This window comes from Streptomyces sp. NPDC048288 (assembly GCF_043201555.1).
In the GTDB taxonomy this organism is placed as follows: Bacteria; Actinomycetota; Actinomycetes; order Streptomycetales; family Streptomycetaceae; genus Streptomyces.
Genome location: NZ_JBICZD010000011.1, coordinates 408882 through 431303, shown reverse-complemented (window position 1 = coordinate 431303; position 22422 = coordinate 408882). Strand labels below are relative to the sequence as shown.

17 protein-coding genes are annotated in these 22422 nt (G+C 70.7%); 10 read left to right on the top strand and 7 right to left on the bottom strand.

Going from position 1 to position 22422, the window contains the following annotated elements; all coding sequences use genetic code 11:
* Window positions 1-186: 186 nt before the first annotated feature.
* From ACGFZS_RS36160 to ACGFZS_RS36150, 3 genes are all read left to right on the top strand, one after another.
* Window positions 187-1089 carry a ComF family protein gene (locus ACGFZS_RS36160; protein WP_393798625.1) on the top strand — a complete coding sequence of 301 codons (903 nt, stop codon included), beginning with the start codon at window positions 187-189 and terminating at the stop codon, window positions 1087-1089.
* A 315-nt stretch (window positions 1090-1404) separates the two neighbouring features.
* Window positions 1405-2097: a ribosome hibernation-promoting factor, HPF/YfiA family gene (hpf, locus tag ACGFZS_RS36155; protein ID WP_393533977.1), complete on the top strand. Its 693-nt coding sequence runs from the start codon at window positions 1405-1407 to the stop codon at window positions 2095-2097.
* A gap of 205 nt (window positions 2098-2302) precedes the next feature.
* On the top strand, window positions 2303-3052 hold the full coding sequence (locus ACGFZS_RS36150; protein ID WP_365692802.1) for a response regulator transcription factor: 750 nt from the start codon (window positions 2303-2305) through the stop codon (window positions 3050-3052).
* A gap of 15 nt (window positions 3053-3067) precedes the next feature.
* Here ACGFZS_RS36150 and ACGFZS_RS36145 read toward each other — a convergent pair whose 3' ends face one another.
* Entirely contained in the window at window positions 3068-4285 is a 1218-nt protein-coding gene (locus tag ACGFZS_RS36145; RefSeq protein WP_393798624.1) for a winged helix-turn-helix domain-containing protein, read from the bottom strand.
* A 61-nt stretch (window positions 4286-4346) separates the two neighbouring features.
* Entirely contained in the window at window positions 4347-4922 is a 576-nt protein-coding gene (locus ACGFZS_RS36140) for a GNAT family N-acetyltransferase (RefSeq protein WP_393665815.1), read from the bottom strand.
* Between the two features lie 324 nt (window positions 4923-5246).
* On the opposite strand from ACGFZS_RS36140, the gene secA reads away from it, so the two are divergent.
* A complete protein-coding gene (gene secA / locus ACGFZS_RS36135; RefSeq protein WP_359221039.1) occupies window positions 5247-8093 on the top strand; it encodes a preprotein translocase subunit SecA in 2847 nt (948 codons plus the stop codon).
* A gap of 335 nt (window positions 8094-8428) precedes the next feature.
* On the opposite strand, the gene ACGFZS_RS36130 is transcribed toward secA, so the two are convergent.
* Window positions 8429-8890, bottom strand: coding sequence for an Rv3235 family protein (locus tag ACGFZS_RS36130; RefSeq protein WP_393798623.1), 462 nt, complete (start codon window positions 8888-8890; stop codon window positions 8429-8431).
* 326 nt (window positions 8891-9216) lie between these two features.
* On the opposite strand from ACGFZS_RS36130, the gene ACGFZS_RS36125 reads away from it, so the two are divergent.
* The 3 genes from ACGFZS_RS36125 to ACGFZS_RS36115 all read left to right on the top strand — a co-directional run bounded on the left by ACGFZS_RS36125 (window position 9217) and on the right by ACGFZS_RS36115 (window position 15835).
* Window positions 9217-9729, top strand: a complete 513-nt coding sequence (locus ACGFZS_RS36125) for a DUF6912 family protein (RefSeq protein WP_393665809.1) — start codon at window positions 9217-9219, stop codon at window positions 9727-9729.
* A gap of 76 nt (window positions 9730-9805) precedes the next feature.
* Entirely contained in the window at window positions 9806-10471 is a 666-nt protein-coding gene (locus ACGFZS_RS36120) for an HAD family hydrolase (protein ID WP_365692813.1), read from the top strand.
* Between the two features lie 426 nt (window positions 10472-10897).
* The gene (locus ACGFZS_RS36115) at window positions 10898-15835 is read left to right on the top strand and encodes an NAD-glutamate dehydrogenase (protein ID WP_393798622.1); all 4938 of its coding nucleotides are present in this window, start codon (window positions 10898-10900) and stop codon (window positions 15833-15835) included.
* Window positions 15836-15928: 93 nt separating this feature from the next.
* Here the strand turns inward: ACGFZS_RS36115 and ACGFZS_RS36110 are convergent, their stop codons facing one another.
* Complete coding sequence (locus ACGFZS_RS36110) at window positions 15929-16834, bottom strand: ABC transporter ATP-binding protein (RefSeq protein WP_393798621.1); 906 nt, start codon at window positions 16832-16834, stop codon at window positions 15929-15931.
* Window positions 16827-17744 (bottom strand): ABC transporter permease, encoded by a 918-nt coding sequence (locus ACGFZS_RS36105; protein WP_393798620.1) that lies wholly within the window; start codon window positions 17742-17744, stop codon window positions 16827-16829. Before ACGFZS_RS36105 ends, ACGFZS_RS36110 begins: the two co-directional genes overlap by 8 nt.
* A gap of 374 nt (window positions 17745-18118) precedes the next feature.
* Between ACGFZS_RS36105 and ACGFZS_RS36100 the strand changes: the two genes are divergently transcribed.
* From ACGFZS_RS36100 to ACGFZS_RS36090, 3 genes are all read left to right on the top strand, one after another.
* Complete coding sequence (locus tag ACGFZS_RS36100; RefSeq protein ID WP_359221027.1) at window positions 18119-18745, top strand: TetR/AcrR family transcriptional regulator; 627 nt, start codon at window positions 18119-18121, stop codon at window positions 18743-18745.
* A gap of 80 nt (window positions 18746-18825) precedes the next feature.
* Complete coding sequence (locus ACGFZS_RS36095) at window positions 18826-19203, top strand: DoxX family protein (protein WP_393798619.1); 378 nt, start codon at window positions 18826-18828, stop codon at window positions 19201-19203.
* Between the two features lie 40 nt (window positions 19204-19243).
* Window positions 19244-20167 (top strand): RNA polymerase sigma-70 factor, encoded by a 924-nt coding sequence (locus ACGFZS_RS36090; protein ID WP_393798618.1) that lies wholly within the window; start codon window positions 19244-19246, stop codon window positions 20165-20167.
* 24 nt (window positions 20168-20191) lie between these two features.
* Here ACGFZS_RS36090 and galE read toward each other — a convergent pair whose 3' ends face one another.
* Both galE and ACGFZS_RS36080 read right to left on the bottom strand, forming a co-directional pair.
* Window positions 20192-21172, bottom strand: coding sequence for a UDP-glucose 4-epimerase GalE (gene galE, locus ACGFZS_RS36085; protein ID WP_393798617.1), 981 nt, complete (start codon window positions 21170-21172; stop codon window positions 20192-20194).
* Between the two features lie 31 nt (window positions 21173-21203).
* Window positions 21204-22421: a glycosyltransferase 87 family protein gene (locus ACGFZS_RS36080; RefSeq protein ID WP_393798660.1), complete on the bottom strand. Its 1218-nt coding sequence runs from the start codon at window positions 22419-22421 to the stop codon at window positions 21204-21206.
* Window position 22422: the final 1 nt, after the last annotated feature.

Here is a 22422-nt window from a genome sequence, read left to right as displayed (position 1 = left end):
CTTTGTCGTGTACGTCGGGGCGTGTGCTTCGGGCAACCGTTGTGGGTGCCCAAGGCTGCCTCTCCCGGCTGGAGCGCCGGTCTTCTCACTCCTGTGGGTGACGTGGTGTGCGGGTCGCGTGGAGTTGTCCACAGGCGGTTGTCCACAGGGGTGGCCGGTCCGGCCGGGTGTTGGCACAGTGGGCACATGCGGGGGTGGTGGCAGGACCTCACCGACCTGGTGCTACCGGCCGAGTGCGGAGGCTGTGGGACGCCTCGCACGGTGCTCTGCCCCGAGTGCCGTGCCGCCCTGAGCGGGGCCGTACCGGGCCGGGTGCGTCCGGCGTCGGAACCGCCCGGGCTGCCGGCGGTGTACGCGGCGGCGCCTTACGCGGACGAGGTGCGGGCGGCCCTCCTCGCCCACAAGGAACGGGGCGCGCTGGCGCTCGCGGGTGCCCTGGGCGCGGCGCTGGCGGGAGCGGTGCGGGCGGGGCTCCGGGAACACCGGACCGTGCGTGTCGTCGGCTCGTGGAGCGACCTGGCGGATCCGGAGGGTGCCCCGGCGCCCGGGCCCGTGCTGCTGGTCCCGGTGCCCTCCGCGCCGTGGGCCGTGCGGGCGCGGGGACACGATCCGGTGCGCCGGATCGCGCTCGCGGCGGCGGCGGAGCTGCGGCGCGGAGGGACCTCGGCCCGGGTGGCCCCGGTGCTGGGGCAGCGGCGGGCCGTGGCCGACCAGTCGGGGCTCAACTCCCGGCAGCGGCGGGCGAATCTCGCCGGTGCGCTGGAGGTGACGGCGGGCGGCGGGAGGCTGCTCGCGGGCGGCCGGGTCGTCCTCGTCGACGACCTCGTCACGACCGGCGCCACGCTCGCGGAGGCGGCGCGTGCGGTGCGGGAGGCGACGGGGCCCGGCGGGGCAGGAGAGGGCACAGCGGCTGTGTATCGGCGCGCGGCCTGGGAAGGAAGGGAGGAACGGACGGCCGGACCGAGGGAAGTACGAACGAGGTGGACACGGGACGCACCGGGAATGGCCCAGGGGAACGCCCCCACGTGGCCGCTCCGTGCGGCTGTGGTCGCGGCCGCACCGGATTCTTTCGAAAAGAACCGGAACTGACTGTGAACGTGCATCGTTGCAGTTAGTGACCGGACCAATTCACCTGAATGGAGGTACGCATCAGTAGAGGGTGACGACATCCGTCCGGGCGAGATATGTTCGGTTGTGAGGGAGAAAGCCGCAGGCCATACCTCCCGTATCCGAATGCCGTGCCGCGGGTTTTCCGTAATCATCGCGGTGCTGGGGTGCAGATCTTGCCCATGGGGGAGGAGGAGGTGAAGTCGCCGAGTCCGAGGCTCCGGGGTTCACCGGAGTTGGGTGCAAAAGGGAGATGCTCCGCCAGTGGAGCGGAGCGATCCGGGAACGGAGTTCTGCGTGGACATCGTCGTCAAGGGCCGCAAGACCGAGGTGCCCGAGCGGTTCCGCAAGCACGTGGCCGAGAAGCTGAAGCTGGAGAAGATCCAGAAGCTCGACGGCAAGGTGATCAGCCTCGACGTCGAGGTGTCCAAGGAGCCCAACCCCCGACAGGCCGACCGTTGCGACCGAGTGGAGATTACGCTCCGCTCCCGCGGTCCGGTGATCCGGGCGGAGGCAGCGGCCAGTGACCCGTACGCGGCGCTCGACCTGGCGGCGGAGAAGCTGGACGCACGCCTGCGCAAGCAGCACGACAAGCGGTTCTCGCGCCGCGGCGCACGGCGGATCCCGGCCGCCGAGGTCCCCGACCACGTCCCGGGCGCGGCGACGCTCAACGGGAACGGCAGCCCCGTCCACTCCGGGGACACGGACGGAGTGCCCACCACGAAGATGGGCTCCCTCGAGGTGCAGGGCGAAGGCCCCCTCATCGTCCGCGAGAAGACGCATGTCGCCGCCCCGATGACCCTCGACCAGGCTCTCTACGAGATGGAACTGGTCGGACACGACTTCTACCTGTTCGTCGACTCCGAGACCAAGGAGCCGAGTGTCGTCTACCGGCGGCACGCGTACGACTACGGCGTCATCCACCTCAACACGGACCCGATGGTCGCCCAGGCGCAACCGCCCGCGGCGGGAGGCACGCTGGGCGGCTGACCGGCTCGGCCGGCAGGTGAGCCTGTGCCCCTGGAAGCGCGTGTGCGCCCCAGGGGCACCGGTGTGCGACCACTTCGCGCCCCGCTCGGTCACCGCGTTGTCACCCGGGCATGGAATCATGGCCACAACGGCCCAACCGGTGGGCCGCTGCCTTGGGTTGGCGATGGCACAGCACCACAGGCCACAGCCTTCAGGGGGAGGAACGATGGCGGACAGCTTCGGACCGATGCGGGACGGGGATGCCGACGACGGCGTCGTCGGCATGGGCCCGGACGCGGGCGGTACTCCACGCAAGGAGCCGATCAGAGTCCTTGTGGTGGATGACCACGCCCTCTTCCGCCGGGGGCTGGAGATCGTGCTCGCCGCCGAGGAGGACATCCAGGTCGTCGGCGAGGCGGGTGACGGCGCGGAGGCCGTCGACAAGGCCGCCGATCTGCTGCCCGACATCGTGCTGATGGACGTCCGGATGCCCAAGCGCGGCGGAATCGAGGCCTGCACCTCCATCAAGGAGGTCGCGCCCAGCGCGAAGATCATCATGCTGACGATCAGCGACGAAGAGGCCGATCTCTACGACGCGATCAAGGCGGGCGCGACCGGATATCTCCTCAAGGAGATCTCCACCGACGAGGTGGCCACCGCCATTCGCGCGGTGGCCGACGGACAGTCGCAGATCAGCCCGTCCATGGCGTCGAAACTCCTCACCGAGTTCAAGTCGATGATCCAGCGCACCGACGAGCGCCGGCTGGTGCCGGCGCCGCGGCTCACCGACCGGGAACTCGAGGTGCTCAAGCTCGTCGCCACGGGGATGAACAACCGCGATATCGCGAAGGAGTTGTTCATCTCCGAGAACACCGTGAAGAACCATGTGCGCAACATCCTGGAGAAGCTGCAGCTGCACTCCAGGATGGAGGCCGTGGTCTACGCGATGCGGGAGAAGATCCTCGAGATCCGCTGAGACCGCCGGCGCCGGTCAGCGCAGCGCGGCGATCAGCGCGCGGGTCACCTCCCGCAGGAGGGGCTCGCGCAGCTCGGGGGCGTCCACCCGCTCCACGCGGACCGTCGTGCAGCCCACCCAGCTCGCCGCCTCGACCAGCGCCTCCGCCACCGCCGGGACCGCCTTCGGGCCGTCCAGCGTGACCTGGCGGGCCACCAGGGTGTCGCTGCCCTCGCGCGCCGGGTCCACACGGCCCACGAGACGGCCGCCCGCCAGCACCGGCATCGCGTAGTAGCCGTGCACCCGCTTGGGCTTCGGGACGTAGGCCTCCAGGCGGTGGGTGAAGCCGAAGATCCGCTCGGTACGCGCCCGGTCCCAGATCAGGGAGTCGAACGGGGAGAGCAGGGTGGTGCGGTGTCGGCCGCGCGGGGGCGCGGCCAGGGCCGCCGGATCCGCCCACGCGGCCTTGGACCAGCCCTCCACCTCCACCGGGACCAGACCCGAGTCGGCGATCACCGCGTCGACCTGCTCGCCCTTGAGGCGGTGGTAGTCGGCGATGTCCGCACGCGTGCCCACGCCCAGCGACTGCCCGGCCAGCCGGACCAGGCGGCGCAGGCACTCGGTGTCGTCCAGCTCGTCGTGGAGCAGCGACTCAGGGACCGCGCGCTCGGCGAGGTCGTACACCCGCTTCCAGCCGCGCCGCTCGACGCACACCACCTCGCCGTACATCAGCGCGCGCTCCACGGCGACCTTGGTGCCGGACCAGTCCCACCACTCGCTGGTCTTCTTCGCGCCGCCCAGTTCCGTGGCGGTCAGCGGGCCCTCGGTGCGCAGCTGCTTGATGACCTGGTCGTACACGCCGTCGGGGAGCTCGTGCCCCCAGTGCGGGCGGTCGCGGTAGGCGCGGCGGCGGAAGGCGAAGTGCGGCCACTCCTCGATGGGCAGGATGCAGGCCGCGTGCGACCAGTACTCGAAGGCGTGGGGTCGCGTCGGAGACGCGCCGGCGGATCCGGTCGTCCAGTAGGCGGCCTCGACCGTTCTGCGGCCGACGGAGCCGAGACGGGCGTACGGGATGAGCTCGTGGGAGCGGGCGAGGACCGAGATGGTGTCGAGCTGGACCGCGCCGAGGTGGCGGAGCACGCCCCGGACGCCCGAGCGGCGGTCGGGAGCGCCGAGGAAGCCTTGCGCCCTCAGGGCGACACGGCGGGCTTCGTCCGCCGAGAGGGCGGCGGTGGGGCGCGGGAGGGTCGTCATGGGCCGGACGATAGAGGGTGGCACTGACAGTACGGCGTGAGCTGGGACTATGGCTCGGACCTCAGCCCTGCGAAGGGGCCGGCAGGTAGGGCGCGGCCGAGGGCAGACCCAGGTCCGAGGGCAACAGGGAGCCCACCCAGCAGTCGCGTCGTACGCCCTTGTTGTTGAGGGAGGAGCGCAGTGTGCCCTCGATGGTGAATCCGGCGCGCTCCGCGACCGCGCGGGAGCCGTGGTTGCCTACCTCGGCACGCCACTCGACCCGGTCGATCGCCATCCGCGTGAAGGCCCAGTGGGCGGCCGCGCGGGTGGCCTCGGTGGTGTAGCCGTGGCCGCGGTGCTCCTTGGCGGTCCAGAAGCCCACCTCGGCCGCGCCCAGGGAGCGCATGGTCAGGGCGAGCATCCCGGCCAGCTCCCCGGCCGGCAGGAAGACACCGAAGGTGAACATCGAACCCTCGGTCCAGCCGTCGGGGACCATCTGCTCCGTGAAGCTGCGGGCATGCTCCGGGAGATAGGGCGAGGGGATCGTCGTCCAGCGCTGGATGTCGGGGTCCTGGACAGCCGCGTACACCGCGTCGGTGTCCTGCGGGCCGACCGTGCGCAGCAGCAGACGCGGGGTGGTGAGCGTGACGGGTTCCATCGGCCGATTCTGCTCGCCCGGGCGTCCGGGGCGCCATGTGTTTCGCGGTCTGTGAGCGCGTGATCACATTTCGCGCAATTCCTCGCCCCGGCGCGGCACTATCCGCGGGGCCCGGCCGTTGTCCCCTGTGAAGCGGCAGACAACCTGCGACCACCCGGACCGGTCATACGAAACGGGCTCACAGGGCCCTCAGGGAAGCGGTGGGCGGTCGTCGGGCCGACAGGCCTCCCGGCGCGCCCGGGTCCTCGCATACGATGGCCGTTGCTCAGTACGTCCAATGGAAACCGACCGTCCCAGGCCCGACCGGCAAGGAGACAAACCCCCGTGTCCGTCCTCTCGAAGATCATGCGTGCAGGCGAAGGCAAGATCCTGCGCAAGCTGCACCGCATCGCGGACCAGGTCAACTCCATCGAAGAGGACTTCGTCGACCTCTCCGACGCCGAGCTGCGGGCCCTCACCGATGAGTACAAGCAGCGCTACGAAGACGGCGAGAGCCTCGACGACCTGCTTCCCGAGGCGTTCGCGACCGTCCGTGAGGCCGCCAAGCGCGCCCTCGGCCAGCGTCACTACGACGTGCAGATCATGGGCGGAGCGGCCCTTCACCTCGGCTACGTGGCCGAGATGAAGACCGGTGAGGGCAAGACCCTCGTCGGCACCCTGCCCGCGTACCTCAACGCGCTGTCGGGCAAGGGCGTGCACCTCATCACGGTCAACGACTACCTGGCCGAGCGCGACTCCGAGATGATGGGCCGCGTCCACAAGTTCCTGGGCCTCGAGGTCGGCTGCATCCTCGCCAACATGACCCCGGCCCAGCGTCGCGAGCAGTACGCCGCCGACATCACGTACGGCACGAACAACGAGTTCGGTTTCGACTACCTGCGCGACAACATGGCGTGGGCCCAGGACGAGCTCGTCCAGCGCGGCCACAACTTCGCCATCGTCGACGAGGTCGACTCCATCCTGGTCGACGAGGCCCGTACGCCGCTGATCATCTCCGGCCCGGCCGACCAGGCCACCAAGTGGTACGGCGACTTCGCCAAGCTGGTCCTGCGCCTGAAGAAGGGCGAGGCGGGCAACCCGCTCAAGGGCGAGGAGGAGACCGGCGACTACGACGTCGACGAGAAGAAGCGCACGGTCGCCATCCACGAGTCCGGCGTCTCCAAGGTCGAGGACTGGCTGGGCATCGACAACCTCTACGAGTCGGTGAACACCCCTCTGGTGGGCTACCTGAACAACGCCATCAAGGCGAAGGAGCTCTTCAAGAAGGACAAGGACTACGTCGTCCTCGACGGCGAGGTCATGATCGTCGACGAGCACACCGGCCGTATCCTCGCCGGCCGCCGCTACAACGAGGGCATGCACCAGGCGATCGAGGCGAAGGAAGGGGTGGACATCAAGGACGAGAACCAGACGCTCGCCACGATCACCCTGCAGAACTTCTTCCGCCTCTACAAGCGCCACGACCACAACGGCAAGGAACAGCCCGGCCTGTCCGGCATGACCGGTACGGCCATGACCGAGGCCGCCGAGTTCCACCAGATCTACAAGCTCGGCGTGGTGCCGATCCCGACGAACCGGCCGATGGTCCGCAAGGACCAGTCGGACCTGATCTACCGCACCGAGGTCGCCAAGTTCGAGGCGGTCGTCGACGACATCGCGGAGAAGCACGAGAAGGGCCAGCCGATCCTGGTCGGCACGACCTCCGTCGAGAAGTCGGAGTACCTCTCGCAGCAGCTCTCCAAGCGCGGCATCCAGCACGAGGTGCTGAACGCCAAGCACCACGAGCGTGAGGCGACGATCGTCGCCCAGGCCGGCCGCCGGGGCGCCGTCACGGTGGCCACCAACATGGCCGGCCGTGGTACCGACATCAAGCTCGGCGGCAACCCCGAGGACCTTGCCGATGCGGAGCTGCGCCAGCGCGGCCTCGACCCCGAGGAGCACATCGAGGAGTGGGCGCAGGCGCTGCCCGCCGCCCTGGAGAAGGCCGAGCAGGCGGTCAAGGCCGAGTTCGAGGAGGTCAAGGAGCTCGGCGGGCTCTACGTCCTCGGTACCGAGCGGCACGAGTCGCGCCGGATCGACAACCAGCTGCGCGGTCGTTCCGGCCGTCAGGGCGACCCCGGTGAGTCCCGCTTCTACCTCTCCCTCGGCGACGACCTGATGCGCCTGTTCAAGGCCCAGATGGTCGAGCGCGTGATGTCCATGGCGAACGTGCCGGACGACGTGCCGATCGAGAACAAGATGGTGACCCGCGCGATCGCGTCCGCGCAGTCGCAGGTCGAGCAGCAGAACTTCGAGACCCGTAAGAACGTCCTGAAGTACGACGAGGTGCTCAACCGGCAGCGCGAGGTCATCTACGGCGAGCGCCGCCGCGTCCTGGAGGGCGAGGACCTGCAGGAGCAGATCCACCACTTCATGGACGACACCATCGACGCGTACGTCGGCGCGGAGACCGCCGAGGGCTTCCCGGAGGACTGGGACCTCGACCGGCTGTGGGGCGCCTTCAAGCAGCTCTACCCGGTGAAGGTCACCGTCGACGAGCTGGAGGAGGCGGCCGGCGACCGCGCGGGCCTGACCGCCGAGTACATCTCCGAGTCCATCAAGGACGACGTCCACGAGCAGTACGAGTCGCGCGAGTCGCAGCTCGGCTCCGAGATCATGCGGGAGCTGGAGCGCCGCGTCGTGCTGTCGGTCCTGGACCGCAAGTGGCGCGAGCACCTCTACGAGATGGACTACCTCCAGGAGGGCATCGGCCTGCGCGCGATGGCCCAGAAGGACCCCCTGGTCGAGTACCAGCGCGAGGGCTTCGACATGTTCACGGCCATGATGGACGGCATCAAGGAGGAGTCCGTCGGCTACCTGTTCAACCTGGAGGTCCAGGTCGAGCAGCAGGTCGAGGAGGTCCCGGTCGAGGACACCGAGGCGGTTTCCGACAGCGTCCAGGACGCGGTGCCGGCCCAGGCGGGCTCCCGTCCCGAGATCCGCGCCAAGGGCCTGGAGGCACCGCAGCGCCGGGGCATGCACTTCTCCGCGGCCACCGTGGACGGAGAGGGCGGCCTCGTCGAGGGCGACTTCACCTACGACGACGAGGAGCCGGCCCGCTCCGAGGCGGACGGCCTGACCCGCGCGGAGCGCCGCAAGCAGGCGAAGGGCAGCCGCCGCCGCAGGAAGTGACGCCGACACCACCACGCCGAGGGGCCGGCCACCCCACAAGGGGGCCGGCCCTTCGGCGTGCCCGGCCCTTCGGTGTGCCCGGCGGGCCTTCTGGGGCTTGCCCAGGCCCCTCCGGGCTTCTGGCCACGCCGAGCCCTCCCAGGCTTGCCACAAGGCCCTCTCGCGCCTGCCAGACAGGCCCAGCCTCCCTTCTGGACCGGCCCAAGGCTCAGCCCCCTAGGAGGCTGGCCCAGCCTCCCCTGGGACCGGCCCAGCCCCCTGGACTGGCCGAGCCCCCTCCCAGGACCCCCCAGGACCACCCCCCGGGACCGGGCCCTCAGGACCGGCCCAGCCCCCTAGCTGGCGCGCGGTGCTCGGGGTCCGCCCAGTTCTACGGCTGTGCAGCGCCAGCGGAGGTCGGGGCCCTGTTCGAGGCGGAAGGCCATGGCGCGGAGCTGGTCGCCGGCGGCGATGCGGGCGAAGACCTCAAGGGCGCCGGCGCGGGGGACGTAGTAGCCGATGTCGCGGACGACGGGGTCGGCGCCGCGGGTGCGCAGGGGGCCGCGTTCGGCGAGGCGGGCCAGATCGTCGTAGGCGGGACCGGCGGTGTGCCGGAGCATCCAGTGGACCGGTCGGCGGCCGCTGAGGACGGCGAGCAGGCGCTCCGCGAAGAGGTCCGTGGGGCGGGGGCTCGGCGGGGTCGCCGGAGGGGTGAGCGGCCTGCGGGACGAGGGCGTTCCGGGGCGGCGGGAGTCCCGGCGGCCGGGCGGGCGGGTGCCCGGGCGGAGCTGGGCGGTCCTGGTCATGACCTTGTTCATGGGGATCCCCGTTCGGCAGGCCCGGAGTACCGGGCGGTAACTTGCGGTCGGGGATCTTGTACGGGGGCCGGGACGGCGGCAGCAAGGCGCCTGCGGCCCGTGTCGGAGGCCCGGGAATGTTCACCTATCCGAGTGATCCGGGGCGCCCGGACCCGGTCGGGCGGCGGCCGGTACCGGGTGAATCGGAGGGTGCCGGGTGGACGCTCCCGGCGTCACCGCCCGGGACCCGAAAGGGGACGCCCGCACGTATCCTGAAGGCCCTCCGGGAGGCGTCAGGACCTCCGGGGGACCCGCGGAGTCGAAGAGTCGAGAAAAGAGCGGCCAGCATGCGCGTCTATGTCCCCCTGACCCTCCCCGGGCTTGCCGAGGCGCACAAGACGGGCGAGCTGGGGACCGGTCCGTTCGTCGCCTACGCCGTCACGCCGGCGCTGCGGGAGTGGTACCTCTCCGACGACATGGAGGAGCTGGAGTACGCGGCGCTCAACCGGGCCGCCCTGGCCTCGCTGCGGCTGCTGGCCGCCGAGCCGGGTGCGGCGCGGCGCCGGGTCGTGGTGGCCGTGGACGTCCCCGACGGCACGGCGACGGCCGACCCGGACCGCGGGCTCGACCCGGCGGCGCTGGGCGAGGTGCGGGTGACCGGGACGGTCGCGCTGGCCAAGGCGGCCGCGGTGCACGTCGACTCCGACGACGCGGAGGAGGACGTGACCGCCGCGGCCGGGGCGCTGGCGGCGGCCGACGGCGGGGACGACGACGCCCAGTTCGTCGTGGACGGGGCCGAGGACCACGAGCTGCTCTGGTACGCCACGCAGGAGATCCCGAACCTGATGGGGCTCGGCTGAGCCGACGAGGCGTGTGTGACCTGCGGTGACGCATCCGCGGTCTTGATTGTCAGTGGCGGCGGGTAGCGTTTTTGGCATGGGGAAGCACGACAGCGCACACATTGTCTGGGACTGGAACGGCACGCTGTTCCACGACAACGACGCGATCATCGGGGCGACGAACGCGGCCTCGGCCGAGCTGGGCCTGGCGCCGATCACACTGGAGCAGTACCGGGCGCTGTACTGCGTGCCGGTGCCGAGGTTCTACGAGCGGCTGATGGGGCGGCTGCCGACGGACACCGAGTGGGAGGTCATGGACGTGATCTTCCACCGCTACTACGCCGAGCACCGCGGTCTGTGCGGGCTGACCGACGGGGCGGCCGAGCTGCTGGCCGGCTGGCGTTCGGCCGGGCGCAGCCAGTCGCTGCTGAGCATGTACGTGCACGACGAACTCGTACCGCTGGTGCGGGGGTTCGGGATCGAGCCGCACTTCGTACGGGTGGAGGGCCGGGTCGGGCCGTCCGGGGGCAGCAAGGCCGAGCACATGGTCCGGCATCTGCGGCAGCTGGGGGACGTGGAGCCGGGGCGGACCGTGGTGATCGGGGACGCGGCGGACGACGCGGTGGCGGCGCACGCCGTGGGCGCGAAGGCGGTGCTGTACACCGGGGGGTCGCACGGCCGGGCGAGCCTGGAGGAGGTCGGGGTCCCGGTGGTGGACTCGCTGGCGGAGGCGGTCGAGGAAGCGGAGCGGATGGTGGCGTGAGCCTCCTCGGGGCCGCCGTCCCTGTGCAGAGTGTCAAAGTTCGCCCCCCTGTTTTGTACACATACGGCTCATGACGGGCCCCGGGTGGGGAGCGATAGCCTGGTGGCGTGATCAGCGCGATAGTTCGCGGGGGCGTCACCGCCCCTGCCCTGCGCCCGGTGAGCACGGAACACCTCCGTGACCGGGCGGCGGTCGCTGGTCTTCCCGGGCGGAGGGCGCCGAAAGCGGCCCTGGCAGGGGCGCTGCCGAGAGCAGCATCACACCTGCGGAGCAGCTCAAATATGGCTCAATACCCCCCGCTCATCTCACCTTGCGGCATAGCGTCGGAGCAGACCGGACACCCCGGCCGTGGCGTCGAGCCGCAGGGGGAAGAGCCCGTACTTCCTTCTACGTCACGCAATGGCGCGCGACAGGAGCCAGAGGACAATGCAGACCAAGCTGGACGAAGCCAAGGCCGAGCTGCTCGATCGGGCCGCCCGGGTAGCTGAGAACAGCCCGGCAGGGGGGCACCTACCGACTGGGACGACGGGAGAGGCGGACCAGGAGTCCGTGTTCGCGTTCCTCCAGCGCTACTACCTGCACACCGCACCGGAGGACCTCGCCGACCGCGACCCGGTCGACGTCTTCGGCGCCGCCGTCTCGCACTACCGTCTTGCCGAGACCCGGCCGCAGGGCACCGCCAACGTCCGGGTCCACACCCCGACCGTCGAGGAGAACGGGTGGACCTGCAGCCACACCGTGGTGGAGGTCGTCACCGACGACATGCCGTTCCTCGTCGACTCGGTCACCAATGAGCTGACCCGGCAGGGGCGGGGCATTCACGTCGTCATCCACCCCCAGTTCGTCGTCCGCCGCGACCTCACCGGCAAGCTGATCGAGGTGCTGCCGACCCCGGCCACGGACGGGGAACTGCCGCACGACGCGCACATCGAGTCCTGGATCCACGTCGAGATCGACCGCGAGACCGACCGCTCCGACCTCAAGCAGATCACCGCCGACCTGCTGCGCGTGCTCTCCGACGTCCGGGAGGCCGTCGAGGACTGGGAGAAGATGCGGGAGGCCGCCGCCCGCATCGCCGAGGAACTCGGTGACGAGCCCGTGCCCGGCGACCTGCCGCGCCCCGAGGTCGAGGAGGCCCGCGAGCTGCTGCGCTGGCTGGCCGCCGACCACTTCACCTTCCTCGGCTTCCGCGAGTACCAGCTCCGCGAGGACGACTCCCTGGCCGCCGTGCCCGGCACCGGCCTCGGCATCCTGCGCTCCGACCCGCAGCACGCGGGTGAGGAGGGCCACCCGGTCAGCCCCTCCTTCGAGCGGCTCCCGGCCGACGCGCGTGCCAAGGCCCGCGAGCACAAGCTGCTGGTGCTGACCAAGGCGAACAGCCGGTCGACCGTGCACCGGCCGTCGTACCTGGACTACGTCGGCGTCAAGAAGTTCGACGCGGACGGCAACGTGGTCGGCGAGCGGCGCTTCCTGGGTCTGTTCTCGTCCGCCGCCTACACCGAGTCGGTGCGCCGGGTGCCCGTCATCCGCCGCAAGGTCGACGCGGTGCTGGACCGGGCCGGCTTCTCGCCCAACAGCCACGACGGCCGCGACCTGCTCCAGATCATGGAGACCTACCCGCGCGACGAGCTGTTCCAGACCCCGGTCCCCGAGCTGGAGTCGATCGTCACCAGCGTCCTCTACCTGCAGGAACGCCGCCGGCTGCGGCTGTACCTGCGCCAGGACGAGTACGGCCGCTACTACTCGGCCCTCGTCTACCTCCCCCGGGACCGGTACACCACCGGCGTCCGGCTGCGGATCATCGACATCCTGAAGGAGGAGCTCGGCGGCACCAGCGTCGACTTCACGGCCTGGAACACCGAGTCGATCCTCTCCCGGCTGCACTTCGTCGTCCGTGTCCCGCAGGGCACCGAGCTGCCCGAGCTGTCCGACACCGACAAGGACCGCATCGAGGCCCGCCTGGTCGAGGCGGCCCGCTCCTGGGCCGACGCCTTCGGCGAGGCGCTCAACGCCGAGTGCGGCGAGGAGCGCGCGGCCGAGCTGCTGCGCAAGTACACCAACTCCTTCCCCGAGGGCTACAAGGCCGACCACACCCCGCGCGCGGCGGTCGCCGACCTCGTGCACCTGGAGCGGCTCACCGAGGAGGAGGGCAACGACTTCGCGCTCAGCCTCTACGAGCCGGTGGGCGCCGCCCCCGACGAGCGCCGCTTCAAGATCTACCGCAAGGGCGCGGCGATCTCCCTGTCGGCCGTGCTGCCGGTGCTCAACCGGATCGGCGTCGAGGTGATCGACGAGCGGCCGTACGAACTGCGCTGCGCGGACCGGACGACCGCCTGGATCTACGACTTCGGCCTGCGGGTGCCGAAGGTCCAGGGCAGCGCGAACGGCGACTACCTCGGCGAGGACGGCCGTGAGCGGTTCCAGGACGCCTTCGCGGCGACCTGGACCGGCCAGGCGGAGAACGACGGCTTCAACGCGCTGGTGCTGAGTGCCGGGCTGAGCTGGCGGCAGGCGATGGTGCTGCGGGCGTACGCCAAGTACCTGCGGCAGGCCGGCTCCACGTTCAGCCAGGACTACATGGAGACCACGCTCCGCCACAACGTCCACACCACCCGGCTGCTGGTCTCCCTCTTCGAGGCGCGGATGTCGCCGGACCGGCAGAAGGCCGGCCTGGAGATCACCGACGCCCTCCTGGAGGAGCTGGACGCGGCCCTCGACCAGGTGGCGAGTCTCGACGAGGACCGCATCCTGCGTTCCTTCCTGACCGTCATCAAGGCGACGCTGCGCACCAACTTCTTCCAGGAGACGGCCGAGGGCAGGCCGCACTCCTACGTCTCCATGAAGTTCGACCCGCAGGCCATCCCCGACCTCCCGGCGCCCCGCCCGGCGTACGAGATCTGGGTGTACTCGCCGCGTGTCGAGGGCGTGCACCTGCGGTTCGGCAAGGTCGCGCGCGGCGGTCTGCGCTGGTCCGACCGGCGTGAGGACTTCCGCACCGAGATCCTCGGCCTGGTCAAGGCGCAGATGGTGAAGAACACCGTCATCGTGCCGGTCGGCGCCAAGGGCGGCTTCGTCGCCAAGCAGCTGCCGGACCCGGGCAAGGACCGGGACGCGTGGCTCGCGGAGGGCATCGCCAGCTACAAGACGTTCATCTCGGCGCTGCTCGACATCACCGACAACATGGTGGCCGGCGAGATCGTGCCCCCGCAGGACGTGGTCCGGCACGACGAGGACGACACCTATCTGGTGGTCGCGGCCGACAAGGGCACGGCGACGTTCTCCGACATCGCCAACGAGGTCGCCGGCAGCTACAACTTCTGGCTCGGCGACGCCTTCGCCTCCGGCGGCTCCGCGGGCTACGACCACAAGGGCATGGGCATCACCGCGCGCGGCGCCTGGGAGTCCGTGAAGCGGCACTTCCGGGAGCTGGGCGTCGACACCCAGAGCGAGGACTTCACGGTCGTCGGCATCGGTGACATGTCCGGTGACGTGTTCGGCAACGGCATGCTGCTCAGCGAGCACATCCGCCTGGTCGCCGCCTTCGACCACCGGCACATCTTCATCGACCCGAACCCGGACGCGGCCACCTCCTACGCCGAGCGCCGCCGCCTGTTCGAGCTGCCCCGCTCCAGCTGGGGCGACTACAACACCGACCTGCTCTCGGCGGGCGGCGGGATCTTCCCGCGCAGCGCCAAGGCCATCCCGGTCAACGGCCACATCCGCGAGGCCCTCGGCATCGAGGACAAGGTCGCCAAGGTGACCCCGGCCGAGCTGATGAAGGCGATCCTGGCGGCACCGGTCGACCTGCTGTGGAACGGCGGCATCGGCACCTACGTCAAGGCGTCCACCGAGTCGAACGCGGACGTCGGCGACAAGGCCAACGACGCCATCCGCGTCGACGGCGCCGACCTGCGCGTCAAGGTCGTCGGCGAGGGCGGCAACCTGGGCCTGACCCAGCTCGGCCGGATCGAGTTCGCCCGCCAGGGCGGCAAGATCAACACCGACGCCATCGACAACAGCGCGGGCGTGGACACCTCGGACCACGAGGTGAACATCAAGATCCTGCTCAACGGCGTGGTCGCGGACGGCGACATGACGGTCAAGCAGCGCAACAAGCTGCTGGCCGAGATGACCGACGAGGTCGGCGCCCTGGTGCTGCGCAACAACTACGCGCAGAACGTGGCGATCGCCAACGCGCTGGCCCAGTCCGGGGACATGCTCCACGCCCAGCAGCGCTTCCTGCGCCACCTGGTGCGCGAGGGCCACCTCGACCGCGCCCTGGAGTTCCTGCCCACGGACCGCCAGATCCGCGAGCGCATCGGCACCGGCCAGGGCCTGACCGGCCCGGAGACGGCCGTCCTGCTGGCGTACACGAAGATCACGGTCGCCGACGAGCTGCTGGCGACCTCGCTGCCGGACGACCCGTATCTGAGCAGCCTGCTGCACGCCTACTTCCCGACCGCGCTGCGCGAGCAGTTCGCCGCCGCGCTCATCAGCCACCCGCTGCGCCGCGAGATCACGACCACGGTCCTGGTCAACGACACGGTCAACACCGGTGGTACGACGTATCTGCACCGGCTCCGCGAGGAGACCGGGGCCTCCCTGGAGGAGATCGTCCGGGCGCAGACCGCGGCCCGCGCGATCTTCCGCTCCGCCCCGGTGTGGGACGGCGTCGAGGAACTGGACAACAGGGTCGACGCGGCCGTCCAGACCCGGATCCGGCTGCACTCGCGCCGTCTGGTCGAGCGCGGCACCCGCTGGCTGCTCAACAACCGCCCGCAGCCGCTGGAGCTCGCCGAGACCGTCGACTTCTTCTCCGAGCGGGTCGAACAGGTCTGGCAGCAGCTGCCCAAGCTGCTGCGCGGCGCGGACGCGGAGTGGTACCAGCACGTGTACGACGAGCTGTCCGCGTCCGGTGTCCCGGACGAGCTGGCGACCCGGGTGGCCGGCTTCTCCTCCGCCTTCCCGGCGCTGGACATCGTCTCGGTGGCCGACCGCATGGGCAGGGAACCGCTGGATGTCGCCGAGGTCTACTACGACCTCGCCGACCGGCTCGGCGTCACCCAGCTGATGGACCGCATCATCGAGCTCCCGCGCGCCGACCGCTGGCAGTCGATGGCCCGCGCCTCCATCCGCGAGGACCTGTACGCGGCCCACGCGATGCTCACCGCCGACGTGCTCGCCGTGGGCAACGGCACCTCGACGCCCGAGCAGCGCTACGCGGCCTGGGAGCAGAAGAACTCGGCGATCCTGGGCCGGGCCCGGGCCACCCTGGAGGAGATCCGCAGCTCGGACTCCTTCGACCTGGCCAACCTGTCGGTGGCCATGCGGACGATGCGGACGCTGCTGCGCACGCACTCGTAGCCGTACAACGCGGTAGTACGAGCAGTAGGCAGTGACAGGAAAGGCGCCCCCGGCCATGACGGCCGGGGGCGCCTTTCCTGTCGTAGGTCCCGGTCAGGAAGGAGACGGGGCGACCTTGGGCTTCGGCTTGGGCTTGGGCTTCGGCTTGGTCTTGTCGGACTTGTCGCCGGTGAAGGCCTCGTACTCGGCGAGGACGTCCTCGGTGGGGCCGTCCATACGCAGCACCCCGCGCTCCAGCCACAGCACCCGCTCGCAGGTGTCACGGATGGACTTGTTGTTGTGGCTGACCAGGAACACCGTGCCCGCGTGCTGGCGCAGCTCGCGGATGCGCTCCTCGGACCGCATCCGGAAGGACGCGTCACCGGTGGCCAGGGCCTCGTCGATGAGCAGGACGTCGTGGTCCTTGGCGGCGGCGATGGAGAAGCGCAGCCGGGCGCCCATGCCGGAGGAGTAGGTCCGCATCGGGAGGGTGATGAAGTCACCCTTCTCGTTGATGCCGGAGAAGTCGACGATGTCCTGGTAGCGCTCCTTGATCTCCTCGCGGGACATGCCCATGGCGAGGCCGCCGAGGTAGACGTTCTTCTCGCCGGTCAGGTCGCCCATCAGGGCCGCGTTGACGCCGAGGAGGGAGGGCTGGCCGTCGGTGTAGATGGCGCCGTTCTCCACCGGGAGCAGGCCGGCGACGGCCTTGAGCAGGGTCGACTTGCCGGAGCCGTTGCTGCCGATGAGGCCGATCGCCTCGCCCTTGTAGGCGACGAAGGAGACGTTCTTGACCGCGTGCACCTTGCGGACGCCCGCCGCGTTCTCGGCCTTCTTCTTGCCGCGCAGGATGCGGTTGAGGGCGGCGGTGGCGGAGCCGCGTCCGGCTCCGGTGCCGTTGACCCGGTAGACGATGTCGACGCCGTCGCAGACGACGGTGGGGATGTCGCTCACGGTGCGGGGCTCACGCTCGATGGGTGTCTCGTCCACGCTGGGGGTGTCGTTCACGTTCTCAGCCACGGCCGTACGTCTCCTCAGCCTTCCAGAAGTAGATGAACCCGCCGACGCCGACGACGAGGGCCCAGCCGGTCGCGACGAGCCATACGTGGGGCGGCAGCTGGCTGCCGTGGAAGCTGTCGATCAGGGAGTAGCGCATCAGGTCGATGTAGACGGCGGCCGGGTTGTCCTTGAGTACCGGACCCACCCAGTCCGGCATGCCCTTGTGCTTGCCGGTCAGCTTGTCGATGCTCCACATGACGCCCGAGATGTACATCCAGGTGCGCAGCACGAACGGCATCAGCTGGGAGATGTCCGGGGTCTTGGCGCCCCAGCGGGCCATGATCAGCGACATGCCGGTGTTGAACATGAACTGCAGGAGCAGCGCCGGGATGGCCAGCACCCAGGAGGCCGCCACCGGCACGCCGAAGCAGAGCAGGATGACGATCAGGGCGCACATGGAGAACAGCAGCTGCTGCAGCTGCTGGAGGCAGAAGGAGATCGGGAGCGCGGCCCGCGGGAAGTGCAGGGCGCGGACGAGACCGAGGTTGCCGGCGATGGCGCGGGTGCCGGTCATGATCGAGCTCGACGTGAACGTCCAGATGAACACGCCCGTGACCAGGAACGGGATGTAGTCCGGCACGCCCTTCTTGGACTCCAGCAGAATGCCGAAGATGAAGTAGTACACCGTGGCGTTCAGCAGCGGGGTCATGACTTGCCAGACCTGGCCGAGCTTCGCCTGGGCGTACTGGGCGGTGAGCTTGGCGGTGGCGAACGCGACGATGAAGTGCCGTCGGGCCCACAGCTGCCGGATGTACTGGGGCAGGGTGGGCCGGGCGCCGCTGACCGTGAGGCCGTGCCGGGCGGCGAGCGCCGCGAGGTCGTCCTCGGCCATGACCGGAGTCGGGGGCGGTGTGTGGAGAACCTGGGTCACATCCGCTGCTTTCACTCGGGGGGTGGGGGTGCTGCGGCGTCCGGCTGGGCGCCGGGCCCGTCATCCGAAGTTTCCTTACGCTTCTCTTCACGTTTTCTTACGTCGGGACGGGACCGTATCGTCGCAACGGGAGCGTAGGCCGAGTTGGCGTCGGAACGCAACCGTTTCGTCGTCACGGGTGCGTGTGTGCCGTGACACTTCCGAGGTCGGGGCGCGACCGATTCGTTGTGCGAGAGGGTGGAGCGCGTGTTCGGGTACGGCGGTGAGCTGCGGGGTGTTCAGCGCGACCGCGTTGCGGCGATCGGGTGGCGGCCCGGTATGGGTGACCCGTCGGGACGCAACCGTTTCGTCGTTACGCCCCTATGCTGGGTGGCATGACGACGAACGCCGAGGAGTCCCAGACGCGTCCGCGCCGACGAGCCCCCGCCGGGGCGGCCGTCCTCCGCGAGGACGTGACCGAGGCCATCCGGGCCGCCGTCTTCGAGGAACTCGCGGCGGTCGGCTACGCCCGGATGTCCATCGAGGGCATCGCGCGCCGCGCGGGCGTCGGCAAGACCGCCGTCTACCGCCGCTGGCGCTCCAAACTGCACCTCGTCCTCGACGTCGTCTCCGCGCTCGCCGTGCTGGGCCTGCCGGTGCCCGACACCGGCTCCCTGGAGGGCGACCTGCGGCTCCTGTACGAGGTCACGTCCCGTGCGCTGCGCCACCCCGTCGCCTCGCAGATCATCCCGGACCTCCAGGCCGAGGCGGCCCGCAACCCCGAGATCGCCGAGGCCATGCAGAAGACGCTGCGCGAGGGCCAGGAAGGCGTCGCCAGCAAGATCATCGAGTCGGCGCAGCGGCGCGGTGAACTCGCCGCCGACCTCGACGACGACCTGGCCATGGACCTGATCTCCGGCCCGCTGTACTGGCGCTCGGTGGTGATCCGCACCCCGAAGCTGCCGAAGGGTTATCTGGGGGCGCTGGCCCGCGGGACCACGGAGGCGCTCAAGGCGCTGTGAACCACTCGGCCGGGGATGTCACAGGCGGGTCGGCCGTCTCGTCGTAGGGGGCGCAGACATCCTCGACCTGGGAGTGGACGATGAACCTCGCCCTGTGGATCGCCGCCGGACTGCTCGCCGCGGTGGCCCTGACCGGTGGCGTCAGCAAGACGTTCGTGCCGCGGGAGAAGCTGGCCGCGGCCCACGGCGGCGGCTGGACCGGTGCCGTCGGGGACGGCTTCGTGAAGACCCTGGGGGTCCTCGAACTCCTGGCCGCGGCGGGCCTGGTCCTGCCGGCCGCCACCGGTATCGCACCGGTCCTGGTGCCGGTGACCGCCACCGCCTGGACCCTGCTGATGATCGGCGCGATGATCACCCACGGCCGGCGCGGCGAACGGGCGTTCGTCGCGTTGAACCTGGTCTATCTCGTGATCGCGCTGGCCGTCGCGGTGGGCCGGTTCGGCCCCGGCGCGTTCTGATGCCGAAGTGCCGGACGACCGAAGGGGGAGGAAGCGGGACATGAACAGGACCGAGGAGTTCCAGGAGCTGCGGCCGCTGCTGTTCTCGATCGCGTACCGGATCCTGGGCAGCGTGAGCGAGGCGGAGGACGCGGTCCAGGAGACCTGGCTGCGCTTCGAGACCTCACCGACGGAGGTCAGGTCGCCCAAGGCCTTCCTGTCGGCCGCGGTGACCCGGATCTCCATCGACGTACTGCGCTCGGCCCGCGTCCGGCGCGAGGCGTACGTCGGCCCGTGGTTCCCCGAGCCGCTGCTCGCCGACCCCTACGAGGACCCGGAGCGGTCGGCGGAACTGGCCGACTCGCTCTCGATGGCGGCCCTGCTGCTCCTCGAACGCCTCAGCCCCCTGGAGCGCGCCGTCTTCGTCCTCCGCGAGGTGTTCGACTTCGGCTTCCCCGAGGTCGCGGCGGCCGTGGGCCGCTCGGAGCCGGCCTGCCGTCAGCTTGCGACGCGGGCCCGCCGCCACATGGCGGAGGGCCGCCCCCGCTTCGAGGCGGACCGCCGGGAACGCGACGAACTGGCCGCACGCTTCTTCGAGGCCCTCCACGAGGGCGATGTCGCCGCCCTCCAGGACCTGCTCGCCGCCGACGTCTCCCTGGTCGGCGACGGCGGCGGCAAGGCCCCGCAGCTGGCCCGCGCGGTCGCCGGCGCCCAGAACGTGGCCCGCCTCCTCGCCGCCGTCTTCCCCGTACTGGCCCGGGTCCAGGTGACCTGCGAACCCCATGAGGTCAACGGTCAGCCCGGCGCGGTCTTCCGCGACCGCGACGGCAGAACCCTCCAGACCTTCTCCCTCGACATCCTCGACGGCCGCGTCCACACCATCCGCCTCGTCCTCAACCCCGACAAACTCGCCCACCTCGGCCCCGTCGCCGACGCCTGGACCCTCTCCGAAGAGCTCAAACAGGCCCGCCGGGAGCGCGACTGACGACAGCTCACGAACCGCCGCGGCTCAGCCCCGGGGCGTTTCCGGGTGGAGGCGGGTCCAGCCGTGCCAGGCTGAGGTGATCATGTCGTGGACGTCGTGTTTGGCTTTCCAGCCGAGTTCGGTGGTGATGCGGTCCGCGGAGGCGACGACGCGGGCGGGGTCGCCGGGGCGGCGGGGGGTGACGGCCGGGGGGCGGTCGTAGCCGGTGACGGTGTTGATGCGGTCGATCATCTCGCGGACGGAGACGCCTTCGCCGCGGCCGATGTTGAGGGTGAGTGCGCGGCCGGGGTCGGCCTGGAGGGCGCGGGCCGCGGCCACGTGGGCCTCGGCGAGGTCCACCACGTGGATGTAGTCGCGGACGCAGGTGCCGTCCGGGGTGGGGTAGTCGTCGCCGAAGACGCGCGGCGGCGCGTTCTCCGTGAGCTTCTCGAAGACCATCGGGATGAGGTTGTAGACGCCCACGTCGGCGAGTTCGGGGCTCGCCGCGCCCGCCACGTTGAAGTAGCGCAGCGACGCGGTCGACAGGCCGGTCGCCCGGCCCGTCGCGCGGACCAGCCACTCGCCCGCGAGCTTCGTCTCGCCGTACGGCGACATCGGCACGCAGGGCGTCTCCTCCGTCACCAGGTCGACGTCCGGCATGCCGTAGACGGCGGCCGAGGAGGAGAACACGAAGGACGGGACCCGGGCCTCCGTCACGGCCTCCAGGAGGACGCGCAGGCCCTCGACGTTCTCGTGGTAGTAGTGCAGGGGACGGTCCACCGACTCGCCCACCTGCTTCTTCGCCGCCAGATGGACGACCCCGGTCACCTCGTGCTCGGCCAGGGCGTGCGCGACCCTCTCGCCGTCCAGGGTGGAGCCGACCACCAGGGGCACGTCCTCCGGCACGCGCTCGGCGATGCCGGTGGACAGGTCGTCGTACACGACCGTCCGCTCGCCCGCCTCGGTCATCGCGCGGACGACATGCGCCCCGATGTAGCCGGCGCCGCCGGTGATCAGCCAGGTCATGTGTGGCGGTCCCCTCCGTCAGTGGTCTGCTTCAGCCGCGGTCCTCTCCCAGTGAAGCAGCTGCGACGGACATCCGGGGACGGCCGGGACGGCTGCCGGCGATCACGGGGTCGACCACCGTGTTCGTACGGCGGCGGGTGGCGCGCCACAGGCGGGTGAGGGAGAGGACGGCCGCCGCGGCCAGCAGCCCGTTGCGGGCCAGCATCAGCAGACAGCCCGTCCAGGTGCAGCCGACGACCTCCGAGTAGAAGGCGGGGTAGGCGACGGAGCTGAGCGCGGTCGCCGTCACGACCAGCGCGGCGACCGGGCGCTGGGTGGTGTGCCGGGAGGTCAGGCACACGGCGGCCAGTCCGAGCAGCCAGATCATGTACTGCGGACTGATCACCCGGCTGGTGACGGTGAAGAGGAGCACGGCGCTCAGCGCCGCGTCGTAGGGGGTGGCCTCGGTCCAGCGCCGGGCCCGGACGCGCCACAGCAGCAGGAGCGTGAAAGCGACCGCGGTGAGCACGAGGGAGGCGGTCGCGACGGCGTGTACGTGCGGGCCGACCAGCTCCATCGCGCCGTACTGGTAGCGGACCCTGCCGGGCCAGCCGGCGTGCCGCGCGAGGCTGAGCGCGGTGCCGCCGAGGGACTCGATCTGCACGCCCCGGCCGCCCTGTTGACGGAGGAAGGCGAGGGGGTTGCGGAACGAAAGCACGAAGAAGGCGAGCGTCACGCCTCCGGTGACGGCCGCCCAGCTCCATGACGTACGGGTGGGGCGTCCGCGCTCGACGCCCAGCAGCACCAGCGCCGGCCACACCTTCACCAGCGCGCCCAGGGCCGCGAGCACCCCGCACGCGCGCGTGGAGCGCGACAGCGTGAGCAGGGAGAGCACGGCGAGGGCGGTGACCACCATGTCGTAGCGGGCGAGCGGGAGGTGCAGCAGGAGGGGGAGGCCGCCGGTCCACAGGGCCGCGCCGAGCAGGGTGCGGCCGGGGCGCGTGCCCGCGCGGACGAGCGCCGCCGTGATCAGCGCGTCGGTGGCCAGGGTGAGCGCCACGAACGCCTGGAAGTAGCTGAGCCCGGGCACCAGCCCCGGCGCGAGCAGCACCGCGCCGGCGCCCGGCGGGTACTGCCACAACGTGTCGTGCGCCGGGAACGCGCCGTGTGACAGAACGCCGTACCAGTGGAAGTAGAGCCGCCGCACTTCCCGCGCGACCGCTCCGTGTCCCAGCACTCGCTCGTTGTTGTGGGCGAGAAGCCACAGCATC